Consider the following 17,095-nt stretch of genomic DNA (forward strand, 5'->3'; position numbering starts at 1 on the left):
TGACCAGAAGTGCGCCGACGAGCACCTTTGCGACTGCACGGTTGCGGTTTCCGTATTTCAATAGCGCTTTCTTCCAAGACCAGAGACGAAAGGATTCGCGCAAATGATTCAGGATTTCAAGGGCACCACGGCCGTTCTCACCGGCGCCGGCTCCGGCTTCGGCCTTGAATGCGCGCGCATCGGCGCCGCGCGCGGCATGAACCTCGTGCTGGTCGACGTGCAGCAGGACGCGCTCGATCGCGCGCAGGCCGAAATGGAAGCCGCCGGCGCGCAGGTGCTGGCGCGCAAGGTCGATGTCTCGAACGCCGCGCAGATGGAGGATCTCGCCAAGGCCGTGCAGCAGCGCTTCGGCGCGCCGCACTTCGTCTTCAACAACGCGGGCGTCGGCGCCGGCGGCCTCGTGTGGGAAAACACGGTTGCCGACTGGGAATGGGTGCTCGGCGTCGACCTCTGGGGCGTGATCCATGGCGTGCGCCTGTTCACGCCGATGATGCTCGACGCGGCCGCCAAGGACCCGGCCTACCGTGGCCACATCGTCAACACGTCGAGCATGGCCGGCCTGCTGACGCCGCCCAACATGGGCATCTACAACACGGCCAAGGCGGCGGTGGTGAGCCTGACCGAGACGCTCTATCAGGACCTGAAGCTCGTGACCGACCAGGTCGGCGCCAGCCTGCTGTGCCCGTACTTCGTGCCCACCGGCATCACGCAGAGTGAGCGCAACCGCCCGAGCTCACTGCCGACGGGCCAGCTCACCAAGAGCCAGCTGATCGGCCAGGCGATGAGCAACAAGGCCGTCAGCAGCGGCAAGGTCACGGCGGCCGAAGTGGCGCAGAAGGTCTTCGAAGCGATCACCGCCAACCAGTTCTACGTGTTCAGCCACCCCAAGGCGCTGGGCAACGTGAAGAGCCGGATGGAGAACATCGTCTCGATCACCAATCCGGCCGATCCTTTCCTGGAGCGGCCGGAAATCGGCGCGAACCTGCGTGCGCAGCTGCGCACGGGCTGAGTTTCACCTGAAGTTGAAGGGCGCATCCCAATCCTGTACGTCGACCAGTTGCCACTCCTGGTTGACGGCGTTGGGTGCGCTGAACCCGGCAATGCACTCGCGGACCAGCAAGGTGTTGCCTTGTTCGGGCAGCCCTGGAATCAGGCCATTCGCCGCGTCCATGCACCGTCCGCGGCCGAAGAAGTTCTCCAGGACCGTTCGCCGTCCCATGAAGCACCGGCTTCGGGCCGGGCAGTCGACCGAGGACATGACGAGTGTCCGCAAGCGCCACAGCTGCGAAGCGTCCCCACTGCACGTCTCCTGGACGACTGTGGCGCCGGGCCGGAAGCCGTTGGTCTTCACGCATTTCCCTGAATGCCTCGCCCGCAGCATGAACCACTGATCCTGCAAGGGCCCGGCGTCGCCGGTCTGGGGTAGCCGCTGGATGCTGAACTGTTGGCTCTCGCCGCCGTAGTTCGGCGAGAGGACAACCGGCGCACCGTCATCGATGCGGCGCGCAAGGACCTCGGCCATCATCCGCGTGCCTGTATTGACCACGTAGAAGTAGGGGACGTCGTCGGCGGCAGCAGTTCGAGGAAATGCGGCGAGTGCGGACGCCACGGCCAGGATCAGCGTGGCGGCGAGTCGGGTCCTGGAAGTGCAGTCGGCATGCATGACAACCTCCGTCCGCGACGTACCTGACTCGATGCCCCAACCACTGGGACACCGCCTGCCAGTCCGGACACGGCAAGACTGAACCATCCGCCTTCGTGCGTCAACATGACGCAGGCCCGGAGGCGGTTCCGGCGCGCCCGTGCCGGACCACCAGTTCGTGAAAACCCTCTTTGTCACGAATGTTTACGCATCAAGATACGAGTCTGGATTTTCCAGGACCTACCAAGGAGACACGCTATGACAGAGAAGCAAACGACCCGTCGACGCAGTCTGCTGAAAGGTGCGGCAGTCGCGGCTGGCGCCATGTCCGCGCCCATGCTGAGCATGGCCCAGACCACGACGCTGCGATTCCAGAGCACCTGGCCTGCGAAAGACATCTTCCATGAATATGCGAACGACTTCGCCAAGAAGGTCAACGACATGGCCGGCGGGCGCCTGAAGATCGAAGTGCTGCCCGCCGGTGCCGTCGTGCCGGCCTTCCAGTTGCTCGAGGCGGTGAACAAGGGCACGCTCGATGGCGGCCATGGCGTGGTCGCCTACCACTACGGCAAGAACTCGGCGCTCGCGCTGTGGGGCTCGGGCCCGGCCTACGGCATGGACCCGAACATGGTACTGGCCTGGCACTACTACGGCGGCGGCAAGGTGCTGCTCGAGGAAATCTACAAGTCGATCAACATGGACGTGGTGTCGTACCTCTACGGTCCGATGCCGACCCAGCCGCTGGGCTGGTTCAAGAAGCCCATCGCCAAGGTCGATGACCTGAAGGGCCTCAAGTACCGCACCGTCGGGCTCGCGGTCGACATCTTCACCGAGCTCGGCGCCGCGGTGAACCCGCTGCCCGGCGGCGAGATCGTGCCCGCGCTCGACCGCGGCCTGATCGACGCGGCGGAGTTCAACAACGCCTCGAGCGACCGCGTGCTGGGCTTTCCCGACGTGGCGAAGAACTGCATGCTGCAGAGCTTCCACCAGAGCGGCGAGCAGTTCGAGATCCTGTTCAACAAGTCCAAGTACAACGCGCTACCGGCGGAGCTTCGCTCCGTCATCGACTACGCGGTGCAGGCGGCGAGCGCCGACATGAGCTGGAAGGCCGTGGCCCGCAACACGATGGACTACGGGGAGATGAAGAAGATGGGCGTGAAGTTCTACAAGACGCCCGACGCCATCCTGCGCGCCCAGCTTGCCGCCTGGGACAAGACGATCGCCAAGAAGTCGGAAGAGAACCCGCTGTTCAAGAAGGTGCTCGAATCGCAGAAGGCCTTTGCGCAACCCGCCGGCCAGTGGCAGAACGACTACATGGTCGACTTCAGGATGGCCTACAACCACTACTTCGCGACTCCGGCGAAGAAGACCTGATGCCGTCGCCGTCGCCGTAGCAGCCGCATCCGCCTTCCGGCCACGGCCGGAAGGTTTTTCCGTGCCTGTCGTACTTCGGGTTGCCCATGAAAACGCAACAAATACTGCACGCCGCCGACCGCCTGAGCACATGGACTGGCAAGACCTTTGCGTGGCTCATCGTCGCCCTGATGCTGGTGGTGTGCGCCGAGGTCTTCAAGCGCTACGTGCTCAACGCACCCACGGCGTGGATCTACGACGTGAACAACATGATGTACGGGACGCTCTTCATGATGTGCGGCGCCTACACGCTGTCGCAGGACGGGCACGTGCGCGGCGACTTCCTCTACGGCAGCATGAAGCCGCGCACGCAGGCCGCGCTGGACCTGGTGCTCTACATCGCGTTCTTCCTCCCCGGCATCGGCGCGTTGACCTGGGCCGGCTGGAGCTACTTCCAGGACTCGCTGGCGATGCGCGAACAGACCTTCAATGCCACGCCGCTGCCGGTGTACCCCTTCAAGGTCGTGATCCCGCTGGCCGGCGCCATTGTGATGCTGCAGGGCCTGGCCGAGATCCTGCGCTGCGTGGCGTGCCTGCGCACCGGCGAGTGGACGCCGCGCCTGAAGGACGCAGAGGAAATGGATGTGGTCGAGCAGCAGCTTGCCAGCAGTACCTACGTGGACGAGGAGGCGCGGCGCGATGTCATCGAACGCGCCAAGGACGTGGACGAAGCGGCGCGCCAGCGCGGGAGGGAGTCGATATGAGTGCAGGGCGAAGCACAAGGGCACCCCAATGAACGAGGCCGCTCTCGGACTCACGATGCTGGGGCTCATCGTGGTCGTGATCATGCTGGGCTTCCCAACCGCGTTCACGCTGATGGGGCTTGGCATGCTGTTCGGCTTCGTCGCGTTCTACGATCCAGCCGTGCCCTGGTTCGACAACCATGTCTTCGATCTGATGGTGCAGCGGACCTTCGGCGCGATGACCAACGAGACGCTGCTGTCGATCCCGCTGTTCGTCCTCATGGGCTACGTGATGGAGCGCGGCGCGCTGGTGGACAAGATGTTCCACAGCGTGCAGCTCGCGTTTCGCCGCGTGCCCGGGTCGCTCGCGGTCGCGACGCTGATCATCTGCACCTTCTGGGGCATTGCCAGCGGCCTGGTGGGCGCGGTGGTGGTGCTGATGGGCGTGATCGCGATGCGACCCATGCTCAACGCCGGCTACGACACGCGGCTCGCGGCCGGCGTCATCACCGCGGGCGGCACGCTGGGCATCCTGATCCCGCCCTCCGTGATGATCATCGTGTACGCGGCGGTGGCCGGGCAGTCGGTGGTCAAGCTCTATGCGGCGGCGATGTTCCCGGGCTTCTTCCTGGCGTTTCTCTATCTGCTCTACGTGATCGGATGGGCGCTGATCCAGCCCAAGGTGGCGCCGAAACTGCCCCCCGAAGCGCAGCGCGCACCGATCTCGCCCCAGGTGGCCCACATCGCCACCACCTACTCGCGCCGCATGCTGCCGGCGCTCGCCGCCGCCGTGCTCATGCCGAAGCGTGCCCTGGAGGCGGCTGCGGCAGGCGTGCGGATCACCTGGTGGAAGTTGCTGGGCTTCCTGACGCAGGCGCTCGTGCCGATCCTGCTCGCGGTCGTGACGCTGGGCTCCGTCTGGTGGTACGTGACGATCTATTCGCAGAAGGACAACACGCCCCCGCCTCCGGAGGTCACGCAGTCGCAGCCGGCGCCGCAGTCGGGCACGGCATTGCCGGAGCCGTCGTCCGAGGCATTGCAGGAGCCGCCGTCCGATGGCGTCCAGGAGCCGCCCGGCGCCGAAAGTACGCCCAGGGAGGGGGAGGAAGAAGGACGAGCCATGCAGGCCCTCGGCGAGCCGGTCGCCGCACCGCATGCCGAGGCGGTCCCCGAGTCCTTCTACACGGGCTTCTGGCTGACCTGCGCCTTCACCCTCGCGATGCTCGGCTGGTACTACTGGCGCCTGGACGCCGAGCAGTTCGAGATCCTGCGAATGCTGGTGTCGTCGGTCATGCCGCTCGGCATCCTGACGCTGGTGGTGCTGGGCGTGATCCTCTTCGGCATCACCACGGCCACCGAATCGGCGGCGGTCGGTGCGGCGGGCGCCTTCCTCATGGCATGGCAGGCCAGGACGCTGAATTTCCAGCGTATCAAGGAAGCCGTCTTCTTGACCGCGAAGACGACGGCGATGGTGTGCTGGCTGTTCGTCGGCTCGGCGCTCTTCTCGGCGGTGTTCGCGCTGCTCGGCGGCCAGCGGATCATCGAGGAGTGGGTGATGGGCATGAACCTCACGCCGCTGCAGTTCCTGCTTCTGTCGCAGGCGATCATCTTCGTGCTTGGCTGGCCGCTCGAATGGACCGAGATCATCGTGATCTTCATTCCGATCTTCCTGCCGCTGCTCGCGCATTTCCAGATCGACCCTCTGCTCTTCGGCGTGCTGGTGTTCGTGAACCTCCAGGCGGCCTTCCTGTCGCCGCCGGTTGCGATGTCGGCCTTCTACCTGAAGGGGGTGTCGCCGTCCCACGTGACGCTCAACCAGATCTTCGCGGGGATGATGCCGTACATGCTGATCGTCATCCTGTGCATGGTGTTCATGTACCTCTGGCCGGCCCTGACGCTGTGGCTGCCGCAGTACCTGTACGGAGGCTAGGCCTCACGCAAAAGGTTGAGCTGCTGGCTCAAGTCAACATCGTTCAAAAGAGGAGACCGCATGACCGTTCCATCCGTTCCCACTGACTTCACCGCCATGCTTGCGAACTGGGAGAGCCGGCAACCCGATGCCGTGGCCGTGAGCTTCGGCGGGTCGAGCCTGACATGGGCCGAATTGGCTCGGCGGGTGCGCCGCAACGCTGCCGCCCAGCGGGCGGCGGGGCTCATCCCCGGCGACCGGATCGCCGTTCTCGACCTAAATCACCCGTCGTGCCTCGAGCTGACGCTGGCCTGCGCGCAGGTCGGCACGGCCAACGCCGTGGTCAACTTCCGGCTCGCGCCGCCTGAGATCGTCTATGTGATCAACGACGCGCGCGCCCGGATTCTCTTCGTCGGACCGGAGTTTGCGGGGACTGTCGAAAAGCTCCGGGAAAAGCTGCCGGCGGTGGAGCGGGTGATCCGCATTGGCGGCCCCGACGACGAATACGAAGCGTGGCTGGCTGCGCATGAGCCCGATGCCGAGGTTCATCCCGCGACGCCCGATGACTGCTTCGTTCAGCTGTATACCTCGGGCACGACCGGTTTCCCGAAGGGCGCGATGCTCACCCACCGCGGGATGCTCGCGCATTCGCACAACGTCGGGGTCGACCAGGACATGGGTGCCGACGCGCGCGTCCAGGTCGCGATGCCGCTGTTCCATGTCGGCGGCACCAGCTACGCGCTGACGGCGCTCAGCCAGGGCGCACGGATCACCATGCTGCGCATGCCGGACCCTGCGGCGGTGCTGGACATGCTGGAGCGCGAGAGGATCACCCACACGTTCCTGGTGCCCGCGCTGCTGGCCATGATGACCAAGGTCCCCGGTGCGGCCGACCGCGACTACTCGGCATTGAAGACGCTGTCGTATGGCGCCTCGCCGATGCCGCTTCCGGTGATGCGCGCTTCGCTTGAACTGTTCCCCGGTGTGATGCAACAGGTCTATGGCATGACCGAGCAATGCGGTGTCGTGACCGTCCTGGGTGCAGCGGACCACGGAGACCCGGCGGTTGCACACCGGCTCGTGTCGGCGGGCCGGCCGATCCACGGCGTCGAGATCAAGATCTGCGACCCGGTGAGTGGCGAGCCCGTTCCAACCGGTGAGCCCGGAGAGATCTGGGTCCGCAGCGAGCAGTTGATGGGTGGCTATTGGGGCAAGCCGGAGGCCACGAGAGCGGCGATCGCTGCGGATGGCTGGCTGCGCTCCGGCGACGGCGGACACATGGATGCCGACGGCTACGTCTACGTCACCGATCGCATCAAGGACATGATCATCAGCGGCGGCGAGAACATCTATCCGGCAGAGATCGAGCGGGTGCTGGCCGAGCATCCGTCCATCGAAGACGTCGCCGTGATCGGCGTGCCGGATGAACTGTGGGGCGAGGTGCCCAAGGCAGTCGTCGTCGCGGCGCCTGGGGCCACGGTCGACACGGAAGAGGTGCTGGCCTATTGCCGCGAACGCCTGGCGTCGTTCAAGTGCCCCAAGTCCTTCGACGTCGTCGATGCGCTGCCTCGCAACCCGACCGGGAAGGTCTTGAAGAAGGATCTCCGCAAGCCCTATTGGGAGGGGCGCGATCGCCAGGTGGTCTAGATGTGAAGCTTCAATAGGTTGTATCCGGTGTTCATCCGGATTGGGTTTGAGAGACTGGAAGTCGCCAAACACCCAATCCACCCAGGACGCCCAACCGGATGAACAGCCATAAGCATGCCCGACTTACCTTTGCCCGCCGAATCGAGATGGATGCAGGCAAGGCTTTGCTTATCGTCGAGCTGCGCAAACGGCGAATGCTGCAGGCTCGAATCGCTCGCAGCGTGGGGGTGTCGGAGTCCACGGTCAGCCGCGTTCTGGCGCGAGCCGGCATGTCCAAGTTGAGCGATCTGGAGCCTGTCGAGGCTGTCGTGCGCTACGAGCACGAGGCCCCCGGCGATCTGCTGCATATCGACACCAAGAAGCTCGGGCGCATCGTGCGGCCCAGCCACCGGGTCACCGGCAATCGAAAAGACTCCGTTGACGGTGCCGGCTGGGAAACTCTCTTCGTGGCCATCGACGACCACGCACGCATTGCCTTCACCGCCATGCATCCCGACGAGAAGAAGCACCAGGCGGTGCAGTTCCTGCAGGATGCCGTGGCGTACTACGCCCGACTCGGCGTTGCTATCAAGCGCCTGCTGACGGACAACGGTTCAGCCTTCCGCTCGCGCGAGTTCGCCATCGCGTGTGCCGCCTTGGGCATCAAGCACAAGTTCACTCGCGCCTACCGGCCACAGACCAACGGCAAGGCCGAGCGCTTCATCCAGTCCGCACTGCGCGAGTGGGCCTATGGATGGACCTACCAGAACTCTGCCCAGCGAACGCTCGCCTTGGCGAGCTGGCAGCATCACTACAACTGGCACCGACCCCACAGTGGCATCGGCGGCATGGTGCCCATGTCCAGACTCAGCTCGTCAAGAAATAACCTCTTGACGCTTCACATCGCGCTGATGGTCCGAACGATTCGCGGCCTTATTCGAGGCGAACTGCGGCAGCTGATCGGCGCTTGAAGTCGCGTGCCCCCATGGGCGAACGTTGCCCGGGATTGTCCAGCTGCCGCTTTAGGCCGAAGCGGATCCCTTCAATCTTGCTCGAGGCGACCAGCGGTTTGATCATGTAGAGGTGAGGCGCGAAGGCCCGGTCCTGGTCGACATCGGTGGTCAAGGGCCAAGGCTGCCAGCGGCGGCAATGATCTGCGCCGCATTGGGGAAGATGGAGAGGCTGTTCGGTCCATCGACCGCCTCGATTTGCACCCATCGGATGATGCCTGCCGCGTCGACCAGAAAGTGTCCGACGAGCTGAGTGCCGTGGCTCGCGAAGACAGCGCTGTCGAGCTCGTCTAGTTCAAACCCGTCCTCGTGGTTAAGGGCGGTGTTGGCCTCCATGGGCTGCGTCGGTCCGGACAGTTCGCCGGTGGGATTGATGCGTGCCGCGGCGAACTCCGCCATGCTTGCGCGATAGGGCCATTCGGGCTGCCTACTGTCGCCAGGAGCCAGGAACTCGAGGTGCGGCACGCCGAAGGCCTGGTGTGTGAGGCAATCCGGGTCGCACAGTAGCGTGACCGGCGTCGGCCGGTACCGGAAGTAAAGGCTGGCGCGGTCCAGCTGCGTGTTGATCACGGCGAGGGTCTCTACCCCATTGGCGCGCAAAGGCGGCTCTACGCTGGCGAGTTGCAGCACCTGACGTCGGCAGAACGGGCAATGCAGGCCCCGATAGAAGCCAATAAGGATCAAGGTCGAACGCCTGAACATCGCCACCTTATCGACTGAATCTGAGGCGAGCGCCTGCAAGGCCTGTCATGGGAAAACTGGAGAGTCGTGCCGAACTTCCGGTTCTGGCCGAAGCTGTAGTTCGCGAAAGTCGGCTATGCGGATTGCCGGGCTCGCTGCGGTCAACTCGGCGGTGGATTAGCAACTCCACGCGTCCGTCCGTGCTGAGCGAGGCCTGAAGGCCGGCTCTCATGCAGAACGGCGAGTCAAGCGAAGGGCCGCCAGCCACGAAGCTCTGGGTTGCGTCAAGCCATGCGCGCTATTCAACTCGCGGCCTGTCATGATCCGGCCCCGTTATTGCGACCTCGCGACAAACGTCCCGTAAGCAGATCGAGTTCGAGCGGTACGGGTGTCTGCGCCAACCGTGCCGTAGTCACTCGGGCAATCCGGCCAGCCGCAGCCCGTCCGCGAACTGCGCCAGGTCTTCCGGGCGATGGATCGGAAGCCAGTCTTTGAGATTGGAGACGCGCAGTGACGGATCGAGCGTGCGCAGGCGCTGCATCGCCTGCTGCGCCTTGTCCGTTCGTCCGGCGAGTGCATGGCTCGCCGCCACCAAGCCGACCGCGGCGAGGAAAGTCGGTAGATTCCCGACGGCCTTTTCGGCCCAAGCCGAAGCGGCATCGATGCGCCCTGCGAAGAAGTGCGCCAACGCCATTCCTGCCTGCATCCGGAACATCTCCGGATCCAGTGGGCTCAAGCGAACGGCACGCGCCAGATGTTCAATCGCTGCGTCTGTTTCACCGTGGAGAGCGCGCAGGAACCCGCCCAGGAACCATGCGGGCGCGAGGTTCGGGTTGAGCAGCACGGCCCTGTCGAGCAGCGCGATACCGCCATCGAGGTCGCCGGCGAGATGCCCGAGTGCATGGCCTCCTCTCGTAAGCGCGACAGCATCGTCCCGGCCGAGCTCCACAGCCCGCCTTGCCAAGCGGGTACCCTCGGCGATCTCCCTGGGCCGATCGGTCATCCAGCCATTCACCTTGCGCCAGAAATAGCACCAGGCTGCCATGCCATAGGCCGATGCAAAATCCGGATCGAGCTCGATGGCCTTGTAAAACAAGGGCAGCGCCGCCTCGATTGATTCGCGAGTTCCGCTGTGCAGCTTCGCGATGCCGCGCAGGTGATAGTCGTAGGCGTCCAGGCTTTCCGTCGGCTTGCGCTTGGCGCGCTCGATTTCCGCCTGTTCGAGCTGCGGCGCAATCGCGCCGACGACGCTTTCCGCTATCTGGTCCTGCAGTTCGAAAATGTCGTCCAGCGTGCCTTCGAAGCGCTCGGCCCAGAGATTCGTAGCGGTCGTGACGTCAATGAGCTGCCCGGTGATGCGCACCTTGCTGCCGGTCTTTCGCACACTGCCTTCCAGCACGTAGCGCACGCCAAGCTCGCGGCCAACCTCCCTCACGTCCACCGCCCGGCCCTTGTAGGTGAAGCTCGAATTGCGCGCGATGACGAACAGCCAGCGCATGCGCGACAGCGCGGCGATGATGTCCTCCACCACGCCGTCAGCGAAATATTCCTGCTCCGGATCACCGCTCAGGTTGTTGAAGGGCAAGACGGCAATGGAGGGTTTGTCCGGAAGGACGAGCGCGGACGGTGGCTCCCTCGATTCGCTGGAGGTGTCTTCGTCGACCCCTGGAACACCGGGCAGCTGAGCTTCCCCGTTCTCGCTGACCTGGACCTCGCCGACGAAGCGGAAACCCTTGCGGGCAACCGTCCGGACTAGGCGTTGCTCCTCGCCAGTGTCGCCAATAGCCCTGCGAACCGCGTTGATGTGACTGGTGATCGTCGACTCCGAGACAATTCGGCCGCTCCATACCGCCTGCAGCAGGTCGTCCTTGCTGACGACGCGGTTGCGGTTCCTGACGAGATGTAGCAACAAATCGAAGACCTGCGGCCCGATCGACACGACTTCCGCGCGACGCGAAAGATCCCGACGTTCCGGGTCGAGCACGTAGTCTTCAAACAAGAACTGCACTTGGCTTCCCCTGGCCGAACGCCTCGGCTCCATGGCGGGGCAACTGACGACTGTTTCCGTCTGAATGTACAGCAACGCTTGGACGAGCAAGCAAGCTCTTCTGAAGGGAAATTCAAGGTGACGGCAAGGACTTCCGCGCAGCGCACAGGCAATCTCCACACATCGACGGCAACGGTTGCGGTCGAAAGAAAGCGGAGAGAAGCCATGAAGATTGTCGTCATCGGAGGCACCGGCCTCATCGGAACGAAGGTGGTGAAGAATCTACGCGAGCGCGGCCACGACGTGCTCGCAGCCTCCCCCAACACGGGCGTCAATACCATCACCCGCGAGGGTCTGCCCAAAGCGCTCGACGGCGCCGAGGTCGTCGTCGATGTGGCGAACGCACCGGTCTGGGAAGACCAGGCCGTCCTCGAATTCTTCGAGACGTCGGGCCGCAACCTGCTGGCCGCCGAAGCCGCTGCCGGCGTGCGCCACCATGTGGCCCTCTCGATCGTCGGTAGCGAACGGCTTCCCGACTGCGGCTATTTCCGGGCGAAGGTCGCGCAGGAAAGCCTCATCAAGGCGTCTGCCATCCCCTACACGATCCTGCGTGCGACGCAGTTCTTCGAGTTCGTCGGCGGCATTGCCCAGGCGGGCACCGTCGGCGAGGAGATCCGCCTGTCGCCGGCGCTGATCCAGCCGATCGCGTCGACGGACGTGGCAGCGGCGCTCGCCGAGGTCGCAGTCGCTCCGCCGGTCAACGGCACGGTCGAAGTCGCCGGTCCGGAGGCCATGCCGCTGGACGAACTGGTCAGGCGCTTCCTGCGGCTGACGCAGGATCCGCGCAAGGTCGTGCCGGACGTCCACGCACGCTACTTCGGCGGCCTCCTCTCCGATCGGTCGCTCACGCCGGGAGAGAATCCGCGCATAGGCGCGATCCGGTTCGAGGACTGGCTGGCTGCCAAGGCTGCAGCGACCTGAGGTGGTGTCGGACCGATGACCAAGGTTCAGTCCTGTCCATTCGCCCAGGAGGTCCCCATGACCCAGCGCATCCGCGATATGCATCCGTCGCCCGATCTGTTCAAAGAACGGGGAGCCGGTATGAAGTCTCTTGCCATCGCCTGCGCGCTGCTGCTGCTGGGCGTGCTGTACACCCCATGCTCGCACGCGGCGCCTCATGCGGAGGTCAAAGAAGTGATGCTCAAGGACCTGCCCGACTTCCCGGGCAAGGAAGGCCTGGTCCTGGAAGTGCTCTATCCGCCTGGCAGCACGGATGAGGTCCATCGCCACGACGCGCATGCATTCCTCTACGTGCTGGAGGGCTCGATCGTCATGCAGCTCAAGGGGAGCGAGCCCGTGACGCTGCATGAGGGGCAAAGCTTCTACGAGGGGCCCAACGACGTGCACATCGTCGGCCGCAATGCCAGCACGACCAAGCCGGCGAAGTTTGTGGTGTTCCTCGTGAAGAACAAGGGCGCTCCGATCCTGACGCCCGTGCATTGAACCCGGTCAGACGAAACGACAAGGCGGCGTAGCGCCAAGTGAGAAGCAAGCTTCAGGAGGCAAGTCATGCCGAGGCGCCGCGTCCGTTGTTCACGAGTCTTCTCGACACCTACTGGGCGGCGGATCGCGACGGGAAAGAACAGGTCACGGATTCTGGCTCAGTTCGGCAAATGCCTGCACCGGCCGAAGGGTGCTTGGCGATGCTTCCGGAGTTCGCTAACGTTGGCTGTCCAGTCTCAAGGAGTCACTTGCATGGCCTACGTCGACGGATACGTTCTCCCCGTTCCCAAGCGCAACATCGAGCAGTACCGCGAAATGGCGACGCGCGCGGGAAAGATCTGGCGCGAGCACGGCGCCCTCGCATACCGTGAATGCATTGCCGATGACGTGAAGTCCGGCGAAGTCACGTCCTTCCCGCAGAGCGTCCAATTGAAGGACGATGAAGTCGTCGTGTTTTCCTACGTCGTCTTCGAATCGCGCGACCACCGCGACGAGGTCAACGCCTTGGTCATGAGCGACCCGCGCCTCGCCGACATGATGGACCCCAAGCGTTTGCCTTTCGACGGCAAGCGGATGTTCTGGGGCGGCTTCGAGGTGCTGGTCGACGCCTGATCAAGCCGCTTTTGCAGGGGCCGTGGCGAGTTGGGCACTCGCTACACGCTCCGTCAATGTTGTGCAAGTCTGTTGTTTTTGCTAATTCAGTTGTAAGTCTGGTGCCATTTGGTTGACACGAACCGTCTCTAGATTCGCTGGTTCTCCCGGCGAAGCGGGGCCTTCGGTTCCGTGCCGCCAATTTCGCATCCTTCTCCACGACTGAAAGACAACATTGAAAGCCATTCAAAAAATCAGATCCGGCTTGGTGTGCCCTGCTTTGACCGTGCTCGCAGCGTCGCTGCTCGCCGCATGCGGAGGCGGCAGCGGCAACGACGCCGGCTTCCTCACTGGGCAAGCGGGAGGCGGCCAGTCAGCGCCCAGCCAGTCCGGGGGCGGCAGCAGCGGGGGCAGCGGCACCACTGTCAGCGGCGTGCTCGCCGCCAGTGCGTTCAAGCCCGGCAGCGCCACCGACCCTGTGGTCATGCCCGGCTACTACGCGGGCGCAACCGTCTGCGTCGATGCCAACAACAACGGTCGCTGTGACAGCGGCGAAACCACCGCTGTCACCGATGCCAACGGCAAGTTCAGCCTTTCACTGCCGAGCGCTTCGGCACTCATCGCCGACATTGGCACCAGCGCGAAGAACACCGCGACCGGCGCCAGCGTGCCCTCGCGCGAAGTGCTTCGTGTCTCGCTCGACCAGGTCCTCGAGCAGGGCAAATCCGTCGTCGTGAGCCCGCTGTCCTCTGAAGTAGCGCGCCTGATCGAGGCCAACAACACCAGCTATGCGGTCGAGAAGCAGAATCTGGCCACGCGCCTCGGCGTGTCGGTCGATGCCGTGCTCGCCGATGCAAGCGCAGCCAGCGCGACGGTGCAGACCGCCTTGCTCAACGAAGCCAATGCGCTGAACAATCGCTTCGCCTACGCCACCACGAAACTCGACCGCGGCGACCTGTACCCCGATGCCTTGGCCAATCCCGGAGGCGATCCGCGCCTGGCCGGCATGGCGGGCGTGACCGTCGCCACCGCCAACGCGACGGACACCCGCAAGCCGATCACCTTCCTTCAGTCGCAACAGGCCGCCTTCAATGTCGAGGGAATTCCGCGCTACGACAACATCTTCATCGTGATGCTGGAGAACAAGGCCACGCTGTCGATCGTCAACTCGGCCTATGCGCCCAAGATCAACGGTTACCTGAAGGCCGGCAACCAGCTCGTGAGCTACTACGCCACGGGCAACCCGAGCGAACCCAACTACACGGCCCTGGGCGGTGCGGACGACTGGGGCATCACCGACGACAGCCAGTGGAACTGCGACGCCACCGGAGCCAATGCGGTGCAGGACCTGCCCGTGCCCGACAACACGCAGCCCGGCCTGGCCAAGTCGCCATTCACTGCCACGTGCACACAGTCGGCGGCGGTTGCCCACAACATCGTCGGCAAGCCGAACCTCTTCAATGCCATGACGAATGCCGGCCTGACCTGGCGCACGTACAGCGAATCGATGAATCCGGGCCAGGACTTCCGCACCGACAGCGTCGCCGATGCCGCGGTCACCGCGCAGGACAACGTCTACGCGCCGGGCACCATGGCCGGCAACACGGCGGCCGTGGGCAGTGCGGCACTCACGTTGCCACTGCCCGCCGGCCTCTACAAGACCAAGCACCACCCCGGCATGGCCTACCAGAACGTGCGCAGCGCGCCTGAGTGGAAGTACAGCAATCGCACGATGGGTGGCGGTCAGTGGGACGCGGCGCTGAAGAACAGCACCGACTACGCCATTCCCGCGAGCTACGACTATGACCAGTTCGGCACCGACCTGGCCAGCGGCAACGTCGGCAACCTGAACTTCCTGGTCCCCGACCAGTGCGACGACATGCACGGCATCAGCGTGAAGGGTGTTGGCGGAACCGGAACCGCGAGCGACTGCAGCAGCGTGGCGAACAACGTGCCGACCGCGACCGGCGGCGCGATCATCACGCGCGGCGACAACTACGTCGACTACACCGTCAAGCGCATCCAGGCATCGCCGCTGTGGCAGAACCCGCAAAAGCGGGTGGCCATCGTGCTGATGTTCGACGAAGGCAACGCCACCAGCGGCTTCAACTCCTGCTGCGGCTGGAACGTGTCGAACAGCAGCGTTGCCAATCCGATCAAGCAGAACGCCGACGGCACCTGGTCGGTCGATGCCACGATCAACAACTACACCAAGGGCAATCGCGGCCACGGCGAAAGCATCTTCGGCATCCTGACGAATCAGGCCGATGCGCCCAAGGGCGTGTCGGACAGCGACGCCTACAGCCACTTCTCGTTCGTGCGGACGCTGCAGGACATGTTCCAACTGGCAGACCCGGCCCTGGACGCTTCGTACATGAATCGCTCGAAGTACACGGAAGCCTTCATCGCTGCCAACATCCTGAACCTGCCGGAGTACGCGGGGAGCGCCGACACCCACTTCGATAGCGTGCGTCCGATCAATCACGCCTTCATGGCGCCGGCGGGCTACACGCAGAAACAGTCGGGCGACGTGTCGACGACAGCACAGGTGGGACCGGATGCCAACCAGGTCAATGTCTGGTCGCTGAAGCAATGATGAGTCGCCGTTCGAGCCCGCAAGGGCCGGCGGCGAAGCGCACGGGACGGCTCGCGATAGCCGTCCTGTGCGCCGTGGGCGTGGCCGTCGTGATGTACGCCTGCGGAGGAGGGAGCGGGGGAAGCAGCCAGGCATTGACCTCGCCGACCACTCCGGCCGCCACGTCTGGCGGCGTCACGTCCACGGCCCAGCCGATTGCCACGCCAGCCAGCACCAGCACCCTGAGTCTCGCGGCACAGGTGGGCCAGAAGATGTTCTTCGACAGAAGCCTCTCGGGTTCCGGTGCCATGTCGTGCGCCAGCTGCCACGACCCGGCGCATGCGCACGCCCCGGCCAATGATCTCGCGGTGCAGTTGGGTGGCGTCCACCTGGACCAGGCGGGCCTGCGCGCCGTGCCCTCGCTGCGATACAAGGATGTCACCCCCCCGTATGCGGACCTGCTCGACAATCCCGATGGCATCAGTGTGCCGGGACCGGGCGGCGGCTTCACCTGGGACGGCCGCGCCGAAACGCTGGCCGCACAAGCCCGAATTCCGCTGCTCGACCCGATCGAGATGGCCAACGCCAGCAGCGCCGAAGTGGTGAAGAAGCTCCAGGCCGCCGACTACGCGCCGCTCGTCAAGCAGGCCTTCGGAGCCACGGTGTTCGACAACGCAGATGCGGCCTTTGCGAGCGCCTTGCGGGCGCTGCAGGCCTACCAGATCGAGGACAAGAGCTTTCACCCGTACAGCAGCAAGTTCGACCTCTACGCGGGCAACAAGATCGGTGGTGCGCTCACGCCGGCTGAAACGCGCGGCCTGAAGGTCTTCACCAATCCGGCGACCGGCAACTGCGCGTCGTGCCACTACCAGGGCGCGGGGCTGAACGGCAGCTCGGCGCTGTTCACCGATTTCTCGTACGAGGCGATCAGCGTGCCGCGCAACGCCGCCATCCCCGCCAACAACGACCCGCAGTACTTCGACATGGGCGTCTGCGGCCCGCTGCGCACTGACCACGTGCCGGCCGCGCCGAATGCCGCGAACAGCTTCTGCGGCATGTTCAAGGCGCCGACCCTGCGCAACGTGGCGACGCGAAAGGCCTTCTTCCACAACGGCGTGATGCATTCGCTGGAACAGGTCATCCGCTTCTACAACACGCGTGATACGCAGCCCGAACTCTGGTACCCCACGGTGGGTGGCCAACCCAAGGCGACGAACGATCCGGGCTTCCCGACCTACGGCCTGATCACGACGCAATACACGGGAGGCCATGTGCAGAAGTACAACGACCTGCCTGCTGCTTACGCGTCCAACATCGACACGCAGTTGCCGATGGACGGCCGTGCCGCGGGTTCCGCGCCGCCGATGTCCGAGCAGGACATTGCCGACCTGATCTGCTTCCTGAACGTCCTCAGCGACGCCGACACGACACCCGCGACGCCGCCCAAACCCGGCGGCTGCGTCAATTGAAACTTC

At 64.5% G+C, this 17,095-nt stretch carries 13 protein-coding genes and 1 pseudogene; 11 read left to right on the top strand and 3 right to left on the bottom strand.

The window, feature by feature from the left end; translation table 11 throughout:
• The first annotated feature begins 103 nt into the window (after positions 1–103).
• Positions 104–1,009, top strand: a complete 906-nt coding sequence (locus AC1DN9_RS18345; RefSeq protein ID WP_478102657.1) for an SDR family oxidoreductase — start codon at positions 104–106, stop codon at positions 1,007–1,009.
• Positions 1,010–1,012: 3 nt separating this feature from the next.
• On the opposite strand, the gene AC1DN9_RS18350 is transcribed toward AC1DN9_RS18345, so the two are convergent.
• Positions 1,013–1,663, bottom strand: a complete 651-nt coding sequence (locus AC1DN9_RS18350; RefSeq protein WP_478102659.1) for an RICIN domain-containing protein — start codon at positions 1,661–1,663, stop codon at positions 1,013–1,015.
• Positions 1,664–1,900: 237 nt separating this feature from the next.
• Between AC1DN9_RS18350 and AC1DN9_RS18355 the strand changes: the two genes are divergently transcribed.
• The 5 genes and pseudogenes from AC1DN9_RS18355 to AC1DN9_RS18375 form a co-directional block, all read left to right on the top strand.
• A complete protein-coding gene (locus AC1DN9_RS18355; RefSeq protein WP_478102660.1) occupies positions 1,901–3,016 on the top strand; it encodes a TRAP transporter substrate-binding protein in 1,116 nt (371 codons plus the stop codon).
• An 86-nt stretch (positions 3,017–3,102) separates the two neighbouring features.
• On the top strand, positions 3,103–3,759 hold the full coding sequence (locus AC1DN9_RS18360; RefSeq protein WP_478102662.1) for a TRAP transporter small permease subunit: 657 nt from the start codon (positions 3,103–3,105) through the stop codon (positions 3,757–3,759).
• A 28-nt stretch (positions 3,760–3,787) separates the two neighbouring features.
• Positions 3,788–5,668: a TRAP transporter large permease gene (locus AC1DN9_RS18365; RefSeq protein WP_478102664.1), complete on the top strand. Its 1,881-nt coding sequence runs from the start codon at positions 3,788–3,790 to the stop codon at positions 5,666–5,668.
• A 60-nt stretch (positions 5,669–5,728) separates the two neighbouring features.
• Complete coding sequence (locus tag AC1DN9_RS18370) at positions 5,729–7,294, top strand: long-chain-fatty-acid--CoA ligase (RefSeq protein ID WP_478102666.1); 1,566 nt, start codon at positions 5,729–5,731, stop codon at positions 7,292–7,294.
• Between the two features lie 98 nt (positions 7,295–7,392).
• A pseudogene (locus AC1DN9_RS18375) lies at positions 7,393–8,175 on the top strand (IS481 family transposase); the annotation flags it as partial.
• 219 nt (positions 8,176–8,394) lie between these two features.
• Here the strand turns inward: AC1DN9_RS18375 and AC1DN9_RS18380 are convergent.
• Both AC1DN9_RS18380 and AC1DN9_RS18385 read right to left on the bottom strand, forming a co-directional pair.
• Positions 8,395–9,024: a redoxin domain-containing protein gene (locus AC1DN9_RS18380; RefSeq protein WP_478102668.1), complete on the bottom strand. Its 630-nt coding sequence runs from the start codon at positions 9,022–9,024 to the stop codon at positions 8,395–8,397.
• Positions 9,025–9,376: 352 nt separating this feature from the next.
• Positions 9,377–10,972, bottom strand: a complete 1,596-nt coding sequence (locus AC1DN9_RS18385) for a winged helix-turn-helix domain-containing tetratricopeptide repeat protein (RefSeq protein WP_478102669.1) — start codon at positions 10,970–10,972, stop codon at positions 9,377–9,379.
• 204 nt (positions 10,973–11,176) lie between these two features.
• Here AC1DN9_RS18385 and AC1DN9_RS18390 point away from each other — a divergent pair, with 204 nt between their 5' ends.
• From AC1DN9_RS18390 to AC1DN9_RS18410, 5 genes are all read left to right on the top strand, one after another.
• Positions 11,177–11,932 (top strand): SDR family oxidoreductase, encoded by a 756-nt coding sequence (locus tag AC1DN9_RS18390; RefSeq protein ID WP_478102671.1) that lies wholly within the window; start codon positions 11,177–11,179, stop codon positions 11,930–11,932.
• A 120-nt stretch (positions 11,933–12,052) separates the two neighbouring features.
• Positions 12,053–12,454, top strand: a complete 402-nt coding sequence (locus tag AC1DN9_RS18395; protein ID WP_478102805.1) for a cupin domain-containing protein — start codon at positions 12,053–12,055, stop codon at positions 12,452–12,454.
• 252 nt (positions 12,455–12,706) lie between these two features.
• A complete protein-coding gene (locus AC1DN9_RS18400; RefSeq protein WP_478102673.1) occupies positions 12,707–13,066 on the top strand; it encodes a DUF1428 domain-containing protein in 360 nt (119 codons plus the stop codon).
• Between the two features lie 247 nt (positions 13,067–13,313).
• A complete protein-coding gene (locus AC1DN9_RS18405) occupies positions 13,314–15,641 on the top strand; it encodes a phosphoesterase (RefSeq protein ID WP_478102807.1) in 2,328 nt (775 codons plus the stop codon).
• Positions 15,638–17,089, top strand: coding sequence for a cytochrome-c peroxidase (locus AC1DN9_RS18410; protein ID WP_478102675.1), 1,452 nt, complete (start codon positions 15,638–15,640; stop codon positions 17,087–17,089). The genes AC1DN9_RS18405 and AC1DN9_RS18410 overlap by 4 nt, the downstream gene beginning before the upstream one ends.
• Positions 17,090–17,095 lie beyond the last annotated feature (6 nt).

It is taken from the genome of Variovorax sp. 05L425, assembly GCF_056397705.1.